13 protein-coding genes, 1 tRNA gene and 1 pseudogene are annotated in these 17,712 nt (G+C 43.7%); 5 read left to right on the top strand and 10 right to left on the bottom strand.

All coding sequences use genetic code 11. The features are described 5' to 3' along the window. Nucleotides 1-9: 9 nt before the first annotated feature. On the top strand, nt 10-1,515 hold the full coding sequence (gene gppA / locus PR699_RS02020; protein WP_004915455.1) for a guanosine-5'-triphosphate,3'-diphosphate diphosphatase: 1,506 nt from the start codon (nt 10-12) through the stop codon (nt 1,513-1,515). A 46-nt stretch (nt 1,516-1,561) separates the two neighbouring features. On the opposite strand, the gene rep is transcribed toward gppA, so the two are convergent. Next, nucleotides 1,562-3,583, bottom strand: coding sequence for a DNA helicase Rep (gene rep / locus PR699_RS02015; protein WP_004915452.1), 2,022 nt, complete (start codon nt 3,581-3,583; stop codon nt 1,562-1,564). Between the two features lie 262 nt (nt 3,584-3,845). Further along, nucleotides 3,846-5,321 carry a ketol-acid reductoisomerase gene (ilvC, locus tag PR699_RS02010; protein WP_014657279.1) on the bottom strand — a complete coding sequence of 492 codons (1,476 nt, stop codon included), beginning with the start codon at nt 5,319-5,321 and terminating at the stop codon, nt 3,846-3,848. A 178-nt stretch (nt 5,322-5,499) separates the two neighbouring features. Between ilvC and ilvY the strand changes: the two genes are divergently transcribed. Beyond that, nucleotides 5,500-6,396 carry an HTH-type transcriptional activator IlvY gene (gene ilvY, locus PR699_RS02005; RefSeq protein ID WP_004915447.1) on the top strand — a complete coding sequence of 299 codons (897 nt, stop codon included), beginning with the start codon at nt 5,500-5,502 and terminating at the stop codon, nt 6,394-6,396. Here the strand turns inward: ilvY and ilvA are convergent. The 6 genes from ilvA to ilvL form a co-directional block, all read right to left on the bottom strand. After that, entirely contained in the window at nt 6,388-7,962 is a 1,575-nt protein-coding gene (gene ilvA, locus PR699_RS02000) for a threonine ammonia-lyase, biosynthetic (RefSeq protein ID WP_171831062.1), read from the bottom strand. The two genes, ilvY and ilvA, sit on opposite strands and share 9 nt — an antisense overlap. 5 nt (nt 7,963-7,967) lie before the next feature. Further along, nucleotides 7,968-9,818, bottom strand: coding sequence for a dihydroxy-acid dehydratase (gene ilvD / locus PR699_RS01995; protein ID WP_014657278.1), 1,851 nt, complete (start codon nt 9,816-9,818; stop codon nt 7,968-7,970). Nucleotides 9,819-9,883: 65 nt separating this feature from the next. Beyond that, nucleotides 9,884-10,810 (bottom strand): branched-chain amino acid transaminase, encoded by a 927-nt coding sequence (locus PR699_RS01990; protein WP_004915437.1) that lies wholly within the window; start codon nt 10,808-10,810, stop codon nt 9,884-9,886. 12 nt (nt 10,811-10,822) lie between these two features. Beyond that, the gene (gene ilvM / locus PR699_RS01985; RefSeq protein ID WP_004915433.1) at nt 10,823-11,092 is read right to left on the bottom strand and encodes an acetolactate synthase 2 small subunit; all 270 of its coding nucleotides are present in this window, start codon (nt 11,090-11,092) and stop codon (nt 10,823-10,825) included. Then, complete coding sequence (gene ilvG, locus PR699_RS01980; RefSeq protein ID WP_004915430.1) at nt 11,089-12,735, bottom strand: acetolactate synthase 2 catalytic subunit; 1,647 nt, start codon at nt 12,733-12,735, stop codon at nt 11,089-11,091. Before ilvG ends, ilvM begins: the two co-directional genes overlap by 4 nt. 133 nt (nt 12,736-12,868) lie before the next feature. Next, nucleotides 12,869-12,970 (bottom strand): ilv operon leader peptide, encoded by a 102-nt coding sequence (ilvL, locus tag PR699_RS01975; protein ID WP_071599630.1) that lies wholly within the window; start codon nt 12,968-12,970, stop codon nt 12,869-12,871. Nucleotides 12,971-13,449: 479 nt separating this feature from the next. Between ilvL and PR699_RS01970 the strand changes: the two genes are divergently transcribed. Then, entirely contained in the window at nt 13,450-14,976 is a 1,527-nt protein-coding gene (locus PR699_RS01970) for a YifB family Mg chelatase-like AAA ATPase (protein ID WP_004915428.1), read from the top strand. Nucleotides 14,977-15,160: 184 nt separating this feature from the next. Here PR699_RS01970 and PR699_RS01965 read toward each other — a convergent pair whose 3' ends face one another. Further along, nucleotides 15,161-15,499, bottom strand: a complete 339-nt coding sequence (locus tag PR699_RS01965; protein WP_004915426.1) for a DUF413 domain-containing protein — start codon at nt 15,497-15,499, stop codon at nt 15,161-15,163. A 111-nt stretch (nt 15,500-15,610) separates the two neighbouring features. Here PR699_RS01965 and hdfR point away from each other — a divergent pair, with 111 nt between their 5' ends. Further along, a complete protein-coding gene (gene hdfR, locus PR699_RS01960; protein WP_004915423.1) occupies nt 15,611-16,456 on the top strand; it encodes an HTH-type transcriptional regulator HdfR in 846 nt (281 codons plus the stop codon). Between the two features lie 240 nt (nt 16,457-16,696). Further along, nucleotides 16,697-17,491: pseudogene (locus PR699_RS01955) on the top strand (transposase). 142 nt (nt 17,492-17,633) lie between these two features. Here the strand turns inward: PR699_RS01955 and PR699_RS01950 are convergent. Further along, a tRNA-Trp gene (locus tag PR699_RS01950) sits at nt 17,634-17,709 on the bottom strand. Nucleotides 17,710-17,712: the final 3 nt, after the last annotated feature.

The raw sequence follows: 17,712 nt of genomic DNA, 5'->3' as shown, positions 1-17,712 counted from the left end.
AATAACGATATGCTGAAATCTTCTTCTCTCTATGCAGCAATTGATTTAGGTTCGAACAGTTTTCATATGCTGATCGTTCGTGAAGTTGCAGGCAGTATTCAAATTATTTCGAGAGTAAAACGCAAAGTGCGCCTAGCCGCTGGTTTAGATGGCAATAATATGCTGTCAGAACAAGCTATGGAGCGCGGTTGGCAATGTTTGAGGCTCTTTTCAGAGCACTTACAAGATATCCCTAGCGCTCAAATCCGTGTCGTCGCGACTGCAACATTGCGGCTGGCTAAAAATGCCGATGTTTTTGTGCAAAAAGCCAGTGAAATTCTAGGTAATACCGTCAAAGTTATTCAAGGAGAAGAAGAGGCGCGCTTAATTTACCAAGGCGTTGCTCACACAACCGGAGGCCCCGATCAGCGTTTAGTCGTTGATATTGGGGGAGGTAGTACCGAGCTGGTTACAGGTATCGGTGCCAAAGCCACTCAGCTATTTAGCCTTGAAATGGGTTGCGTCACTTGGCTAGAAAAATATTTTAGTGATCGCACACTCACCGAGGAGAATTTTACTCAAGCGGAGTTAGCCGCCCACGCGGTGATTGCCCCTATTGCGGATACCTTAAAAAATCATGGTTGGAAAATTTGTGTTGGTGCATCAGGCACCGTTCAAGCCATCCAAGAAATCATGATCGCGCAAGGCATGGATGAGCTGATCACCTTAGATAAGCTACAACAGCTTAAATATAAAGCCATTCAATGCCACAAGCTTGAAGAGTTAGAAATTGAAGGGCTCACCTTTGAGCGAGCGCTGGTATTCCCAAGCGGTCTGTCTATCCTCATCGCTATTTTTAAAGCTTTATCGATTGATAATATGACCTTAGCGGGTGGTGCATTGCGTGAAGGGTTAGTTTACGGCATGCTTGAATTACCCATTGAGCAAGATATTCGCGCTCGTACCTTGCGTAATATTCAGCGTCGCTTTCAAGTCGATATCGAGCAAGCTGCCCGCGTTAGCCAATTAGCAGAGCATTTCTTTTTACAGGTCTCTAAAAATTGGCAGCTAGACCTACGCTGCCGTGATTTGTTATCAAGTGCCTGTGCTTTGCATGAAATCGGTTTAAGCGTTGACTTCCGCAAAGGGCCGGAGCATGCCAGTTACCTTATCACTAACCTTGACCTTCCTGGCTTTACTCCTGCACAAAAGCGCTTACTGGCTGCATTACTCCGCAATCAACACGGGCCTGTTGACCTAGCCACACTCAGTCAACAAAATGCTTTACCCATGCAACAAGCTTATCATTTATGTCGCCTGTTGCGATTAGCTATTCTTTTTGCAAGCCGTCGGCGAGATGATACATTGCCAGCATTACGACTTCATGCAGAGACCCATTCTCTGACGATTGTATTGCCTTACCGCTGGCTCGCAGAGCATCCATTACGAGCAGAAAACTTGCAACAAGAAGTTCAGTGGCAAGGTTATGTTAACTGGCCTTTGAAACTTGAAGAGCGTAATAGCTCCAACAATTAATTTTCCCCCTCACATTCGTTACAGTGAATGTGAGGGGGCATTTCTGCTAGCTTTTCTTATTTAATCCTAAACGAGCCTTAATATCAGCGAGTGCAGATTGTCCTTTTTGCATCCGCTCTTCCGCGGTCACCACTTTTCGTTGCTGTTCCCACTCTAAATCATCTTGCGGCAATTCTAATAAAAAGCGACTTAGCTCAGGGCGGATTAATTCACCGTATTGTCGACGTTCACGGCAATGGCTAAAAAATAGCTCTTTTTGTGCCCGTGTTATTCCAACATAAGCTAACCGCCGCTCTTCATCGATATTATCCTCATCAATACTACTTTGATGCGGTAACAACCCCTCTTCCATCCCTACTAAAAACACATAAGGGAACTCCAGCCCTTTAGATGCGTGTAATGTCATTAATTGCACTTGATCTGATTCTTCATCATCTTCACCGCGCTCCATCATATCGCGCAGCGTAAAACGCGTTACAACCTGATCTAACGACATAGGATCATTCAAGTCGTCACCTTCAATCATTTCACTCATCCATGTAAACAACTGATTGACGTTTTTCATTCGCATCTCAGCAGCTTTCGTACTTGCCGAAGTTTCATAGAGCCAACTTTCATAGTCCATTTCACGCAGTAAATCACGCACGGCCAATAATGGCTCACGCTCAGACTGTTGAACAATCTTCTCCATCCAACGTGTGAACTGCTGTAGCGCGGTTAATCCTTTGCCTGTTAATGTTTGCTCCAGTCCTAAATCAAAACTAGCTTGATATAAACTTTTACCGCGTTGATTAGCCCATTCACCTAATTTTTGGATCGTTTTTGGCCCAATTTCACGGCGTGGCGTATTCACAATGCGCAAAAAAGCACTGTCATCTTCAGGGTTAGTGATTACTCGCAAATACGCTAATAAATCTTTGATTTCTGGGCGAGAAAAGAATGATGTTCCCCCTGAAATACGGTAAGGAATGCGGTTTTGCATCAACATTTTTTCAAAGATACGCGATTGATGGTTACCGCGATACAAAATGGCATAATCTTTATATTGTGTTTTATTAATAAAGTGATGCGCAATCAATTCACCGATAACTCTTTCAGCTTCATGATCTTCATTATTGGCCGTAATAACCTTAAGTGGTGCCCCATAACCTAGTGTCGAAAATAATTTTTTCTCAAATACGTGGGGGTTATTTGCAATCAAAATATTGGCTGCTTTTAGTATGCGCTCCGATGAACGATAGTTTTGCTCCAACTTAATCACATTTAACTTTGGAAAATCCTGACTCAATAGCACTAAGTTTTGTGGGCGAGCACCACGCCAAGAGTAGATAGATTGGTCATCATCGCCAACTACCGTAAACCGCGCACGCTGACCCACCAGCAATTTAACCAATTGATATTGGCTTGTATTGGTATCCTGATACTCATCCACCAGCAAATAGCGAATTTTTTGTTGCCAACGCTCCCGCACCTCTTCGTTATGGGATAAAAGTAAGGTCGGCTTACTGATCAAATCATCGAAATCCAATACGTTACAGCTTTTTAAATGCAATTCGTAACGACGATAACACTCTGCAAAACGATGCTCTTTCTCACTTCTCACTTTCGCCAACACCTGCTCTGGTGCTAACAGATCATTTTTCCAATTCGAGATCGATGAGATCAGTTGCTGCAAAAGATCTTTATCTTCCTCTAGCAGATCAAAAGTGAGCTCTTTGAGCAATGCCATTTGGTCCTGATCATCAAACAGAGAAAAATTAGCCTTAATACCTAACGCCTTATATTCACGTTTAATGATCTCCAAGCCCAAGGTATGAAATGTAGAGATAATTAACCCTCGAGCTTCTTTCCGCCCCAATGTTTGTGCGACACGCTCTTTCATTTCACGAGCGGCTTTATTGGTAAAGGTGACCGCCGCAATTTGACGTGGTTGATAGCCACATTGGCGGATCAGGTGTGCTATTTTATTCGTTATCACTCGGGTTTTTCCCGAGCCGGCACCAGCCAATACAAGGCATGGGCCATCCACAAATTCAACAGCCTGCTGCTGGCTTGGATTTAATCGCATGGTTTCTCTAGATCAGGTTATTTTCAAAAAGACAGATTGTTGTCGATTGTAGCAGAAAGCACTCGGCGCATAAAAACGGCTAAACCATCATGTATCCATTTAACTGCATATTTCTATCTATGACGGTCGAGTCTGAAAAACAAAAAAACCGTGTCATTCAGAACAACACGGTTTTCAATACGATATTATTTTATATCTAATATATTTTTCTAAACTATTCGCGTTAAAGGAAAACGGCGAATAGTGCTAGTGTGACGAAAAGTTAGCCACCCACTGAAATGCGTTTCATATCTGTCATATATCCACGCAGCGTCTTACCGATTTTCTCAATTGGGTGGTTACGGATAGCTTCATTAACATCACGCAGTTGTGCATTATCGGTGCCATTATCAGCAACAGGTTTCGCCAAATCTCCCGCTTGCAGTTTGCTCATAAAGTCTTTCAACATTGGCACAGCCGCAAACGAGAACAGGTAGTTACCATATTCCGCCGTATCTGAAATAACCACGTTCATTTCATACAGGCGTTTACGAGCGATAGTATTGGCTATCAGTGGCAGCTCGTGCAGTGACTCGTAATAAGCGGATTCCTCAAGGATCCCAGCTTCCAGCATAGTATCAAACGCCAACTCAACCCCAGCTTTAACCATTGCAACTAACAAAACACCGTGGTCAAAATACTCTTGCTCAGCGATTTTTCCTTCATATTCAGGGTAGTTTTCAAATGGTGTTTTACCGGTTTCTTCACGCCAAGCCAGCAAATTCTTATCATCATTTGCCCAGTCAGCCATCATGGTTTCTGAGAATTTACCAGAAATAATGTCATCCATATGTTTTTGGAACAAAGGAGCCATGATTGTTTTCAGTTGCTCAGACAGTGCAAATGCGCGCAATTTCGCAGGGTTTGATAGACGATCCATCATCAGCGTGATACCACCTTGCTTCAATGCTTCGGTAATTGTTTCCCAACCGAATTGGATTAATTTACCGGCATAGCCTGGCTCAACACCATCAGCAACCATCTTGTCATAACAAAGCAGAGCGCCCGCTTGCAACATACCACACAGGATGGTTTGTTCACCCATCAAGTCAGATTTAACTTCTGCAACGAATGATGACTCCAGTACACCAGCACGATGTCCGCCAGTTGCCGCAGCCCATGCTTTCGCAATAGCCAGACCTTCACCTTTAGGGTCATTTTCAGGGTGAACAGCAATCAGCGTTGGCACACCGAAACCACGTTTATACTCTTCGCGAACCTCAGTACCTGGGCACTTTGGAGCAACCATCACAACAGTAATATCTTTACGGATCTCTTCACCTACTTCAACAATGTTAAAGCCGTGCGAGTAACCTAATGCAGCGCCTTGCTTCATCATCGGCTGAACAGCGCGAACGACCGCTGAGTGCTGCTTGTCTGGCGTTAAGTTAATGACCAAATCCGCTTCAGGGATCAATTCTTCATAAGTACCGACTTTAAAACCGTTTTCTGTCGCTTTACGCCATGATGCACGTTTTTCAGCGATCGCTTCAGCACGTAATGCGTAAGCAATATCCAGACCTGAATCACGCATATTTAGGCCTTGGTTTAAACCTTGAGCACCACAACCGACGATGACGATTTTTTTACCTTTCAGGTATCCTGCTTCATCCGCGAACTCTTCGCGCTTCATGAAACGACATTTGCCTAACTGCTCTAACTGCTGACGCAGATTCAAAGTATTAAAATAATTCGCCATTGTCTTACTCCGTTGTTCTGTTGTGTTCGTTATTTCAGGCATCTGCCTGTCGCTTTTCTATTTAGCGTTTATGGTTTTACTATATGCGATGATTCGCATTGCTTAAATTGATATATTAACAATACAATGTTGCATATTATGCAACGCTCTTTTGACTTAACTTAAGGCTGAAACAAAAATGGATATCCGTGATTTAAAGCTATTTCTTCATTTAGCAGAAAGTTGCCATTTTGGTCGAACCTCTAAGGCGATGTATGTCAGTCCATCCACTTTATCGCGGCAAATTCAACGCTTAGAAGAGCAGCTAGGGCATCCACTTTTTATTCGTGATAATCGGTCGGTAAAACTGACCCAAGCGGGTGAGCACCTTAAACAATTTGCTCAACAAACCTTATTACAATATCAACAACTCCAGCATGTCCTTAACCAGCAAAGCCCTTCTCTTACGGGTGAACTGCGCCTTTTTTGCTCTGTCACTGCCGCGTATAGCCACTTGCCACAAATTCTGGATAAATTCCGCGCACTGCATCCACTGGTAGAAATAAAACTCACCACTGGTGATGCGGCCGATGCTGTCGACAAAGTAGAAACCAAGGAAGCTGACCTTGGGATCGCAGGTAAACCAGAACGCCTTCCTGATAATGTAAGGTTTACTAAAATTGGTGAAATCCCATTGGTACTGATCGCCCCCGCACTACCTTGTGCTGTTCGAACCATGGCTACCGAAGAGCAGCCCGACTGGAATGCGATCCCGTTTATTCTGCCTGAACACGGACCATCACGAAAACGTATCGAACTCTGGTTTCGCCGTCATCACATCAATAATCCCGTGATCTATGCAACTGTCTCAGGCCATGAAGCTATCGTGTCAATGGTCGCACTCGGCTGTGGTATTGCCTTGATACCAAGCGTCGTTGTTGATAACAGCCCTGAGCCAGTTCGCAGCCGTATATTACAACTCGACAATATTTCGCTGGTTGAACCCTTTGAGCTAGGCGTTTGCTCGCTTAGCAAACGCCTAAGTGAACCACTCATCAAATCATTTTGGCAATTGTTGCCCGACCACTCAATCTAATGTTTGCGGTGAGCTTTGGGGGGCTAAAAAGAACCTAAATGACGGGTTCCCTGTTTCATCATGATATTCATAACCTAGCGCATCAAGGTGTCTATCGAAACGCACCTCAGGACCTGATAACTCAAACGCCGCTAACACACGACCATAATCAGTGCCATGGCTACGATAATGGAACAGTGTAATATTCCAATACGTCCCCAGAGTCTCTAAGAATTTTAACAATGCCCCCGGTGATTCTGGGAACTCAAAACTATAAAGGCGCTCCTCCAATGGCTTCGATGGTCGACCACCAATCATATAACGTACATGTAATTTCGCCATTTCATCATCGGATAGGTCGGCAACTTCATAGCCATGTTGTTGCAACTCTTGAATAATTTCACTTCGTTCGTTTTCGCCACCGCTTAACCTCACCCCCACAAAGATACAAGCACGGTCAGGATCTGCATCCGTATAACGATAATTAAACTCCGTGACTGCACGATGGCCTAATAACTGGCAGAAACGCAAAAAGCTGCCTTTTTGTTCAGGGATCGTGACCGCAAGAAGTGCCTCCCGTTGCTCACCAATTTCGCATCGCTCTGAAACATAACGCAGGCCATGGAAATTCATATTTGCACCGGATAAAACATGTGCAAGACGCTCGCCTTTAATGTTGTGCAGTTGCACATATTTTTTTAAGCCTGCTAGTGCTAATGCTCCAGATGGCTCAGCAATCGCACGCACATCCTCAAAAATATCTTTCAACGCCGCACAAATCGCGTCACTGTCTACGGTGATCACATCATCCACATATTTTTGGCAAAGACGGAATGTTTCATCGCCAATACGCTTCACCGCAACGCCTTCAGCAAATAAGCCAACTCGAGGCAAGTCAACCGGATGCCCCGCTGCCAATGCGGCTTTCAAACATGCCGCGTCTTCGGCTTCAACGCCGATAATTTTAATCTCAGGCATCAATTGCTTGATCAGAACCGCTACGCCAGCAATCAGGCCACCACCACCGACGGGGACAAAAATGCGATCAAGATGCGCATCTTGCTGTAACAACTCCAATGCTATTGTGGCTTGCCCTGCAATCACAGAAGGGTGATCAAAAGGGGGAACAAAGGTGTACCCCTCATTTGTCGCCATTTCGATGGCTTTGGCTTTCGCTTCATCAAAATTTGCCCCATGCAAAATGGCTTCACCACCGAAATTACGTACCGCGTCGACCTTAATATCTGCGGTTGCCACAGGCATGACAATCTTTGCTTTCACGCCAACACGACTGGCCGATAGTGCAACGCCTTGTGCATGGTTCCCCGCAGAAGCGGTAACCACACCTTTCGCTTTTTGTTCATCGGTCAATCCAGCAATCATGGCGTAAGCACCACGCAACTTAAAGCTATGAACAGGCTGCCTATCTTCACGTTTAACTAAAATCGTATTTCCCATGCGAGCAGACACTTTTCTCATCTCTTGCAATGGGGTGACCTGAGCCACTTCATAAACCGGCGCACTGAGCGCCGCTTTTAAATAATCAGCACCCGTAGGTGCAGAGGGTAATGGTTTTGCAGCAGCCACCGTCATTAGCCTCCCAGCTTAGATTTATCGCGTACAGCGCCCTTATCTGCACTCGTTGCAAGAGATGCGTAGGCACGCAATGCAAAAGAGACCTCACGCTGACGATTACGTGGCGTATACGCTTTATCACCACGCGCCAATTCCGCTTCTCGGCGTTTATTCAGCTCATTATCATCAACATCAAGTGCTATCGTTCTCTTTGGAATATCGATATCAATAATGTCGCCATCTTGTACCAATGCCAACAATCCACCACTAGCGGCTTCAGGTGAAATATGACCAATGGATAACCCGGAGCTTCCTCCTGAGAAGCGGCCATCCGTAATGAGCGCACAGGTTTTCCCTAATCCCATTGATTTAAGGTATGAGGTTGGGTACAACATTTCTTGCATGCCTGGGCCACCTTTCGGGCCTTCATAGCGAATAACAACCACATCCCCTTCAACAACCTTACCGCCTAAAATGGCTTCTACAGCATCATCTTGGCTTTCATAAACCTTCGCAGGCCCACGGAAAGTTAAACTACCTTCATCAACACCTGCGGTTTTCACAATACAGCCATCTTCCGCGATGTTCCCCGCAAGTACCGCTAAGCCCCCATCTAAACTGTAGGCGTGCTCTATATTACGGATACAGCCATTTTCACGGTCAGTATCGAGAGAAGGCCAGCGACAGTTTTGCGAAAAGGCTTGTGTTGTTCGAATACCCGCAGGCCCCGCCGAAAACATCGACTTAACGGCTTCATCTTGCGTCAACATCACATCATATTGCTCAAGTGTCTGCTTAAGTGTCAGGCCTAAAATATTTTTAACATTATGCTGTAGCAGGCCTGCTCGGCTTAACTCACCTAAAATACCAATAACACCACCAGCACGATGAACATCTTCCATATGATATTTTTGGGTGCTCGGCGCAACTTTACATAAATGCGGGACTTTGCGTGACAAACGGTCAATATCTGCCATTGTGAAATCAACATCGGCTTCTTGAGCCGCTGCTAACAGGTGTAAAACCGTATTGGTTGAGCCACCCATCGCAATATCCAATGTCATCGCATTTTCAAAAGCGGATTTATTAGCGATATTACGCGGCAATGCACTTTCATCATCTTGCTCATAATAGCGCTTAGTTAATTCAACAATACGCTTACCAGCATTGATAAATAACGCTTTACGGTCAGCATGGGTCGCAAGTAATGACCCATTTCCTGGTTGCGATAACCCTAATGCTTCGGTTAAACAGTTCATTGAGTTAGCGGTAAACATACCTGAGCAAGAGCCGCATGTTGGGCAAGCAGAGCGTTCAATTTGTTCGCTGTCCGCATCGCTTACATTAGGGTTCGCGCCTTGGATCATCGCATCCACTAAGTCTAACTTGATAATTTGATCTGAAAGCTTGGTTTTCCCAGCTTCCATAGGACCACCTGAAACAAAAATAACAGGGATATTTAGGCGTAATGATGCCATTAACATACCCGGTGTGATTTTGTCACAGTTAGAGATACATACCATGGCATCTGCACAGTGTGCATTCACCATATATTCGACTGAATCTGCAATTAACTCACGGGAAGGTAAGGAATAAAGCATCCCACCATGCCCCATTGCAATGCCATCATCGACAGCGATTGTATTAAACTCTTTAGCGACACCCCCTGCCGCTTCGATCTGCTCAGCGACAAGTTTGCCAAGGTCACGCAAATGCACATGGCCCGGTACAAATTGTGTAAATGAGTTAACAACTGCGATAATCGGTTTTCCAAAATCAGCATCGGTCATACCGGTGGCACGCCATAATGCACGTGCGCCTGCCATATTACGGCCATGGGTGGTGGTTGCTGAACGGTACTTCGGCATATCTTTACTCCCGTGTTTTAAAACAGGCGGGGAACGACCGCCTGTAAATCTGTCTGTATTTGTTATTAAGGGTTAACTGGATCTAACCAACCCCATTTATCTTCTGTTGTACCATCAAACAAACCAAAGAAGGCTTGCTGGATCTTTTTGGTCATAGGGCCACAGCGACCAATACCCACTTGAATGCCATCCACACTACGTACTGGCGTGATTTCAGCTGCGGTTCCGGTCATAAACACTTCATCAGCAAGGTATAAAGACTCACGTGATAAGGTTTGTTCACGAACTTCAATGCCCATATCCTTCGCTAACGTTAAAATCGCATCACGAGTGATCCCCGGCAGTGCAGAAGATGTGAATGGTGGTGTAAATAAAATGCCATCTTTCACTTCAAAAATATTTTCACCAGCCCCTTCAGATAAATAACCATTAACATCTAATGCAATTCCCTCTTGATAGCCATGACGACGTGCTTCACTGCCAACAAGTAGCGACGATAAATAGTTACCACCCGCTTTTGCTCCAGTAGGAATGGTATTTGCTGCAACGCGGTTCCATGAGGAAACCATAGCATCAATTCCTTGATCTAAAGCTTCTTCGCCTAAATAGGCCCCCCATGGGAAAGCCGCCATGATGACATCTGTTTTATAACCATCTGGAGGATTAACCCCCATACCAACATCACCAATAAAGACTAATGGACGAATATAGGCACTGACTAAGTTATTTTTACGTAACGTTTCACGGCATGCTTCCATCAGCTCATCAACGCTATAGCTGACAGGCATACGGTAGATTTTTGCAGAGTCACGCAAACGCTGCATGTGCTCACGATGGCGGAAAACAACAGGCCCCTTGTGAGAATCATAGCAACGGACGCCTTCAAATACCGATGTACCATAATGCAAAGCATGAGACATAACGTGTACTTTTGCATCGGCCCATGGCGTCATTTCACCGTTAAACCAAATATAGTCAGCTTTCTTAGTCATTTTATTTATTCCTTACATTGCACTTTGTGTGCGTAATAGTCGTGATTCTTGTTCTCTTATTTCAACTTCCGAAACATCAGACAGCTTAGTTAACTGAGCATATAACTGAGCTAATGGACGCTGGCTGTTCACGGTCATTTCGATATTTACATTATCACCATCCGGCATATGATCCATAGTCATCGAACTGATTTGGAATCCACGATGGCGAGTCACCCGTAATATACGCTCTAAAACCTCAGGACGGAAACGGGCCAGTATTGCGAGTTGATGTTGCATCATAACGGTTTCTCCATCATTTTTTCATTGCTCGCCCCTGGTGGAACCAACGGCCAGACGTTTTCTAATTCATTTATTGAGACCTGTAACAGATAAGCGCCTTCACTGTTGAGTAACTCATCAAGCGCTGCGTCAACTTCAGATTTTGAGGTAATGCGTCGCCCTGGGATATCAAAAGCCCGAGCCAAAGCCACAAAATCAGGGTTATCGGTTAAAATCGTTTCGCTATAGCGCTGTTCAAAAAACAGCTCTTGCCACTGACGAACCATGCCTAACCGCTGGTTATCTAACAATAAAATTTTAACGGGTAGTTGTTTACGTTTAATGGTGCCAAGCTCTTGTACATTCATCATGAAAGAACCATCTCCAGAGACACAAACCACAGTGTCTTCCGGACGAGCCACTTGTGCGCCAATCGCGGCTGGAATACCAAAGCCCATGGTTCCCAAACCACTAGAAGTAATAAAATCTTCAGGTGCATCAACCGCGATATGTTGGGCCGACCACATTTGATGCTGCCCAACATCTGTCGTGATAACCGTATTTGCCTTCATACGATCAGACAGTTGCTTTAACAGCAAAGGGGCGTAGATAGCATCACCGGGATGATCGTAACGCCAGCTAAACTCATGCTTTAGCTGGCGTACCTCTTCCTGCCAAGATGAAATCGTTTTTTCCATCATCAACTCAGGTAATAACGCTTTAGCATCACCTAATAAAGCGACGTGCGTTTGACGCAATTTATCTAATTCAACATGGTCGATATCGATATGAATGACTTTGGCATTTGGCGCGAATGTATTTAACTTACCTGTCACACGGTCATCAAAGCGAGCGCCCACGGCTATCAATAAATCACAACGCTGCACCGCGAAGTTTGCCGCCTTAGTACCATGCATCCCCAGCATTCCGAGATAATATGGCTCCGAAGGTGCAACTGCGCCTAGCCCTTTTAAAGTTGTCACAGAAGGAATGCCCGTGTAATCAATAAAACGTCTTAGCTCGGCAACCGCACCTGACATCCCAACGCCACCACCGATATATAACATTGGTTTTTGCGACTGTTTGAGTAACTCTCTTGCCTCAGCAACCTCATGTGACTGGATAGGTAAATCCTGTTCAACAGGCATTAAAAACGGCGCGAGATCTGCCTGCTGCAGTTGAATATCTTTCGGAATATCAATCAGTACAGGTCCTGGGCGACCACTATTTGCGATTGCGAAAGCTTCAGCAACAATGCGAGGCAGGTCTTCAAGAGATTCCACTAAAAAACTGTGCTTAGTACAGGCCAGAGATAAACCCAAAACATCGATTTCTTGGAAAGCGTCAGTGCCAATAAATTCCGAACTCACTTGCCCCGTGATAGCCACAACAGGCACAGAATCTAACAAAGCATCCGCTAACCCAGTGATTAAATTCGTCGCTCCCGGCCCTGATGTCGCAATACAAACCCCTGTTTTTGACGTCGAGCGAGCATAACCAATCGCGGCAATAACCGCCCCTTGCTCATGGCGACACAACAGATGCTCAACCCCGCCATCATACAGCGCGTCATACACTGGCATGATAGCGCCTCCCGGATAGCCAAAAACAGTCTCCACTCCCTGCGTCCGCAATGCTTGAACTAACCACTGTGCCCCATTCATGCTTTTCTCCTGTCTTCCAATTAATTTATCTATTTGTATTTATTTTGTTTTTTTAGGTTTGATGATGTTGCTAAACTTTACGTCAAAAAAAACCCCGCGCCTTTCGGTGCGGGGTTCTCGTGAGATCTGGCTACTAATTTAGCCTTCGTCGTCCAAGTGCAGCCCCGCACGGTGGGATAATAATCACCACCACGCTGATAATAATTAGGCTAATCACTCGGAAAAATGCGTTCATCGGTTCTGTCTTTCGCTGTATTATTCGTTATCTATATTAAAGAGGTATCATTTTAAAATTACTTTGACAACTTTTATTTTAAATTTTTATTATCAAAAAATATATTTCAATATAAATCAGATAGATAAAAAACAAACAGAATAAATAACTAGTGTTTTATAGAATTTACAGCAAATACATATAGCGAAGCTATTATACGCAGCCTGATATTCCAACAAGCAAGCGTAGTATTGATGATATTAATTTTAATTTACACCTCATCTTTAAAAAAATTCCTTCTCAATTAATTTCTATTATCTATAAATTAATATCATATAACATATTAATTAATAATAGTTTTACGACCACCTTCGCAAAAATTTAATCCGTGGCAAATATTTTACATTTAAGTTTCCCTTCCCACTCTCATCCTTAAAAAGAGCCATTGAAACGGCTCTTTATTCAACAGAATATTACTCTGTTTATTCAAGGGAGGAGATATGGCATTAGCAATTGTGTATACAAGAGCATCGATAGGAATGAATGCGCCACTGGTTACTGTTGAAGCACATATTAGTAATGGGCTACCTGGATTGACACTTGTAGGTTTACCTGAAACGGCTGTAAAAGAATCGAGAGATAGAGTACGGAGCGCATTATTAAACAGCGGTTTTGAATTCCCTGCAAAAAAAATGACGATTAACTTAGCCCCTGCCGATCTCCCGAAAGAAGGGGGACGTTACGATCTTGCGATAGCAATCGCTATCTTAGCGTCATCAGGCCAAGTGCCTACAAAAATACTTCATCAGTATGAATTTCTCGGTGAACTCGCTTTGTCTGGTCATATTCGCCATGTAAATGGTGCTATCCCTGCCGCACTCGCGGCATTAACACAAAAAAGGCAACTCGTTCTTTCATCTGAAAATCAATATGAGCTGAATTTATTACCTGATAATAGTGTTAAGTTTGCAGGAACATTATTAGAACTTTGTCATTTTTTATACGAGAAAATGACATTATCAGGTAATTTCCATCCGACCGAAATCCCTGAGCCCCCCATTTGCGACGGGAATATTAGCGATATTATTGGCCAAGAGCAGGGAAAAAGAGCGTTAGAGATCTGTGCAAGTGGTGGGCACAACTTATTGTTATTAGGCCCTCCAGGCACAGGAAAAACGATGCTAGCAAGTCGCCTAAAAACATTACTACCGTCCCTAACGCCACAGGAAGCCCTAGAAGTCGCCTCTATACATAGCCTATGCCATTCAAGCGATTTAACTTCTCCTTGGCCTCCTAGACCCTTTAGAGCTCCTCACCATAGCGCGTCAATGGCAGCACTCATTGGTGGAGGGAGCCTTCCTAAACCCGGTGAAATATCATTAGCCCATAATGGCATTTTATTTCTGGATGAATTGCCTGAGTTTAGCCGCTCTGTACTTGACGCATTACGTGAGCCACTTGAATCAAGGCAAGTTATTATTTCCCGCGCTAAAGCAAAAGTGTGTTTCCCAGCCAACTTTCAACTCATCGCCGCACTGAACCCAAGCCCTACAGGCCAATATCAAGGTGATTACTGCCGAAGCTCCTCCACGAAAATCTTACGCTACTTATCACGCGTTTCAGGTCCTTTTCTTGATCGATTTGATCTGTCTATTGAAATACCGCTGCTTCCGTTGGGTACACTCAGTCATCAACAGTATCAAAGCGAAAATAGTGAGCAAATCCGCGCTAGAGTCATACTTGCAAGAGAGATACAAATGAAAAGAATGGGGAAACTCAATAGCCAATTAACCGCCAGAGAAACGACAAACCTATGCCAACTTACATCCAAAGATTCACTTTTTTTGGAGCATGCCTTAAACAAACTTGGGTTATCGATACGTGCTTGGCATCGCATTTTGAGAGTCGCTCGAACTATTGCCGACTTACAAAATACCAATAATATCGAAAAACCCCATCTTCTCGAAGCTCTCGGTTATAGAGCGATGGATAAGTTATTGCTTCATTTGCAAAAACAAGTAAGCTGAGTAGTTGGAGAGGTGGTGAATGATAGTGGCATAAGCGTACACTCTAAATGAATCTACGATGATGTAGCAGCGCTTATTACACTGGCCTCATAGAGAGATTTAGAAAGTCAGCTTCGTTACTTTACGTGACTATAACGCATATAAGTTAAGGGGCCTGTAAGCCCCTCTAAATATATTGATGATATTAATCGTCTGTATCTGTATAGTCATCCGAAGGGTCTATCTGAGGCTTACCGCCAGAGAGAGTATGGAAGCGTTTCGGACGATTTATGCGGCTAGAATATTTCGCCCACACTTTTTCTTCAGGAGTTACAGGTTCCCTTTCGCCGCGGCAAACCGCAACGAAAAGTTTTTCTTCGTCGGTTTGTGCTGCACGTTTGCCGGAATCAAGCTCAGAAAAAGCTTGGCCATGGCGCTCGAGTAACTGAGCTTCCTTGATGGTAAAATCACCATGACGAGAAAAGCCACGTGGGTAATGTTTATTGTCAAAAAAACGATTAGTCGTGATGAAGCTTTCTGCCATCTGACACACTCCTAACTTATTACTGTCAACTCTTTATGGCGCGGAGTATTAGACAGCATTGACAATCTGTAAAACAAAACATTTAAATCATCACGACAAAAATTATTGGAGATGTATGTGGATACTGAGTTATTAAAAACATTTTTGGAAGTCAGTAGAACCAGACACTTCGGCCGAGCCGCGGAATCACTCTATTTAACGCAATCAGCTGTCAGTTTTCGCATCCGGCAACTCGAAACACAGCTCGGTACAAACCTATTCACGCGACACCGCAATAATATTAGGCTAACGGCTGCTGGGGAGCGCTTAGTTCCTTACGCTGAATCCTTAATGAATACATGGCTACAAGCCAAAAAAGAGATCTCCCATGCTTCACAGCATACTGAATTGTCGATAGGTGCTACCGCATCATTATGGGAAGGCTACCTTACCGATTGGATGCAATCACTGTATGAACAGCATGATGAATTACGTTTAGAGGCGAGAGTTTCGACTCGGCAGTCACTGGTGAAACAACTGCATTCGAGAGAGCTAGATTTATTAATTGCCACTGAACCGCCGAAAATGGATGAGTTCGAAAGCACCATCATAGGCACTATTGAGCTTCAATTAATGGCCTCACAAAAAAATATCGCTTTAACAAATTATAATTATATCAAATTAGAGTGGAGTGCCGATTTTCAACCTCAAAATGACGCAAGCCTTACGCCCGATGATTCGCCAGTTATGATCACGACATCTGCACACATTGCTCGTCAATTACTGCCTGTATCACTTTCTGCCGCGTTTTTACCGTCTCACTGGAGTATTCAGTACCCTGGACTCAAAACGCTCTCAGAGACCGTAATTACAAAACCACTCTACGCCGTCTGGTTACAAAAGAACGATCAACAAGCATTGATTAATCAATTAATAAAAACCCCCATTAAAAACGCACAATTAGCCCCTACGTCATAACTGACTAACTACTTATCAGTTTTAACTACGCTCGATAATACTGTCGGGCGTTTTTTCTTATCAGCCTCTTTAATTTAGCCTCTTACGCATAATAATCTCTCATACGACAGGGCTATTTCAATTCAAGCCAATAACTTAACCTGAACTCGAGATAAGAAAAATAAAAAAGAAGGGAACGAAAAGTAGGTTCGGTGATCAGATCTTTCGACCAAAAAATCACTGTTCACCAAGGAATCCACTATGCATAATTTAGTTAACTTATTTTGTCATATCGATGATTTTGCAAATTTTTCATCCCACAATGGCAAAAATACTTGATTGAAAGTGGTAAAGGTCAGCGGCTACACCAAACAAGAATGACAAGCAGTGGAATTATGACCATCATCATTGCATTCCCTATGTCTCATCATCGTGATTTGAAGCATTTTTATATTGGGTTCATTGTGGTATACCACAAAAAAGACTTTCCAACCTTATTGAGCTACACGCGTTTTTTTGACGTCATATCGAAGGGTTGAGTGCCATTACGTTCCTTCTTTACCCATCTAAAAGGTCAACCAACAGGTATCGAGTTTATTACCAGTATTAAAGTGTGCCACAACCTACGGATCCCAAAACATCGGTTTTTTAAAAACTCGGCGGCCAGAGGAAAAGAGACGATAGAATGGTTCTACGGTTTCAAGCAGCACATCATCGTTAACCATCTTGATGAGATTGTTGCCGCGGAACTTACATCAGCAAAGCATTAACTGAAGATTTAAAGATGGAAGGAATAACATTGGTTACAGGACAACGCAAAAATATGAAGCCAAAATTATTAGTGGCCTGAGATAGAGCGATGATCGCTAATCGATTCATTATTGAAACAATTAATGATCAGCTAAAAAATATTACGCAGATTGAACATTCTCACCATCGTAGTTTGCATGGATTCATGTTGAATTCACTGGGCGGTTTTACCTATTGTTTGAAACCGAAAAAGTCATCCTGAATATTTCAAATGTCGAGAAAACAGGGCTTCAAATAATGGCTTAAACCGATCTCTAGTTAACTTAGAAATAACAGGAATAGGTCGCAAATTTAGGTAGGAATTATCGATTTTTGCATAAAGAAAAACCCGATTAAAGTAATCGGGTTATCAATAAGATACTTCTTTTGTTTTTACTTAATTGGTAACTGGCAGGGGCGGAGAGGCTCGAACTCCCAACACCCGGTTTTGGAGACCGGTGCTCTACCAATTGAACTACGCCCCTAAA

Source organism: Providencia sp. PROV268 (assembly GCF_028477805.1).
GTDB classification, from domain to species: domain Bacteria; phylum Pseudomonadota; class Gammaproteobacteria; order Enterobacterales; family Enterobacteriaceae; genus Providencia; species Providencia stuartii.
This window is presented reverse-complemented; position numbering and strand designations above follow the sequence as displayed.

Coding starts and splice junctions, on each gene's coding strand:
- ilvG (WP_004915430.1), bottom strand. CDS start 12,735: ATGAATGGGGCACAGTGGTTAGTTCAAGCATTGCGGACGCAGGGAGTG.
- ilvC (WP_014657279.1), bottom strand. CDS start 5,321: ATGGCGAATTATTTTAATACTTTGAATCTGCGTCAGCAGTTAGAGCAG.
- ilvM (WP_004915433.1), bottom strand. CDS start 11,092: ATGATGCAACATCAACTCGCAATACTGGCCCGTTTCCGTCCTGAGGTT.
- gppA (WP_004915455.1), top strand. CDS start 10: ATGCTGAAATCTTCTTCTCTCTATGCAGCAATTGATTTAGGTTCGAAC.
- ilvD (WP_014657278.1), bottom strand. CDS start 9,818: ATGCCGAAGTACCGTTCAGCAACCACCACCCATGGCCGTAATATGGCA.
- PR699_RS01965 (WP_004915426.1), bottom strand. CDS start 15,499: ATGGCAGAAAGCTTCATCACGACTAATCGTTTTTTTGACAATAAACAT.
- rep (WP_004915452.1), bottom strand. CDS start 3,583: ATGCGATTAAATCCAAGCCAGCAGCAGGCTGTTGAATTTGTGGATGGC.
- hdfR (WP_004915423.1), top strand. CDS start 15,611: ATGTATGTGGATACTGAGTTATTAAAAACATTTTTGGAAGTCAGTAGA.
- ilvL (WP_071599630.1), bottom strand. CDS start 12,970: ATGAACGCATTTTTCCGAGTGATTAGCCTAATTATTATCAGCGTGGTG.
- PR699_RS01990 (WP_004915437.1), bottom strand. CDS start 10,810: ATGACTAAGAAAGCTGACTATATTTGGTTTAACGGTGAAATGACGCCA.
- ilvY (WP_004915447.1), top strand. CDS start 5,500: ATGGATATCCGTGATTTAAAGCTATTTCTTCATTTAGCAGAAAGTTGC.
- PR699_RS01970 (WP_004915428.1), top strand. CDS start 13,450: ATGGCATTAGCAATTGTGTATACAAGAGCATCGATAGGAATGAATGCG.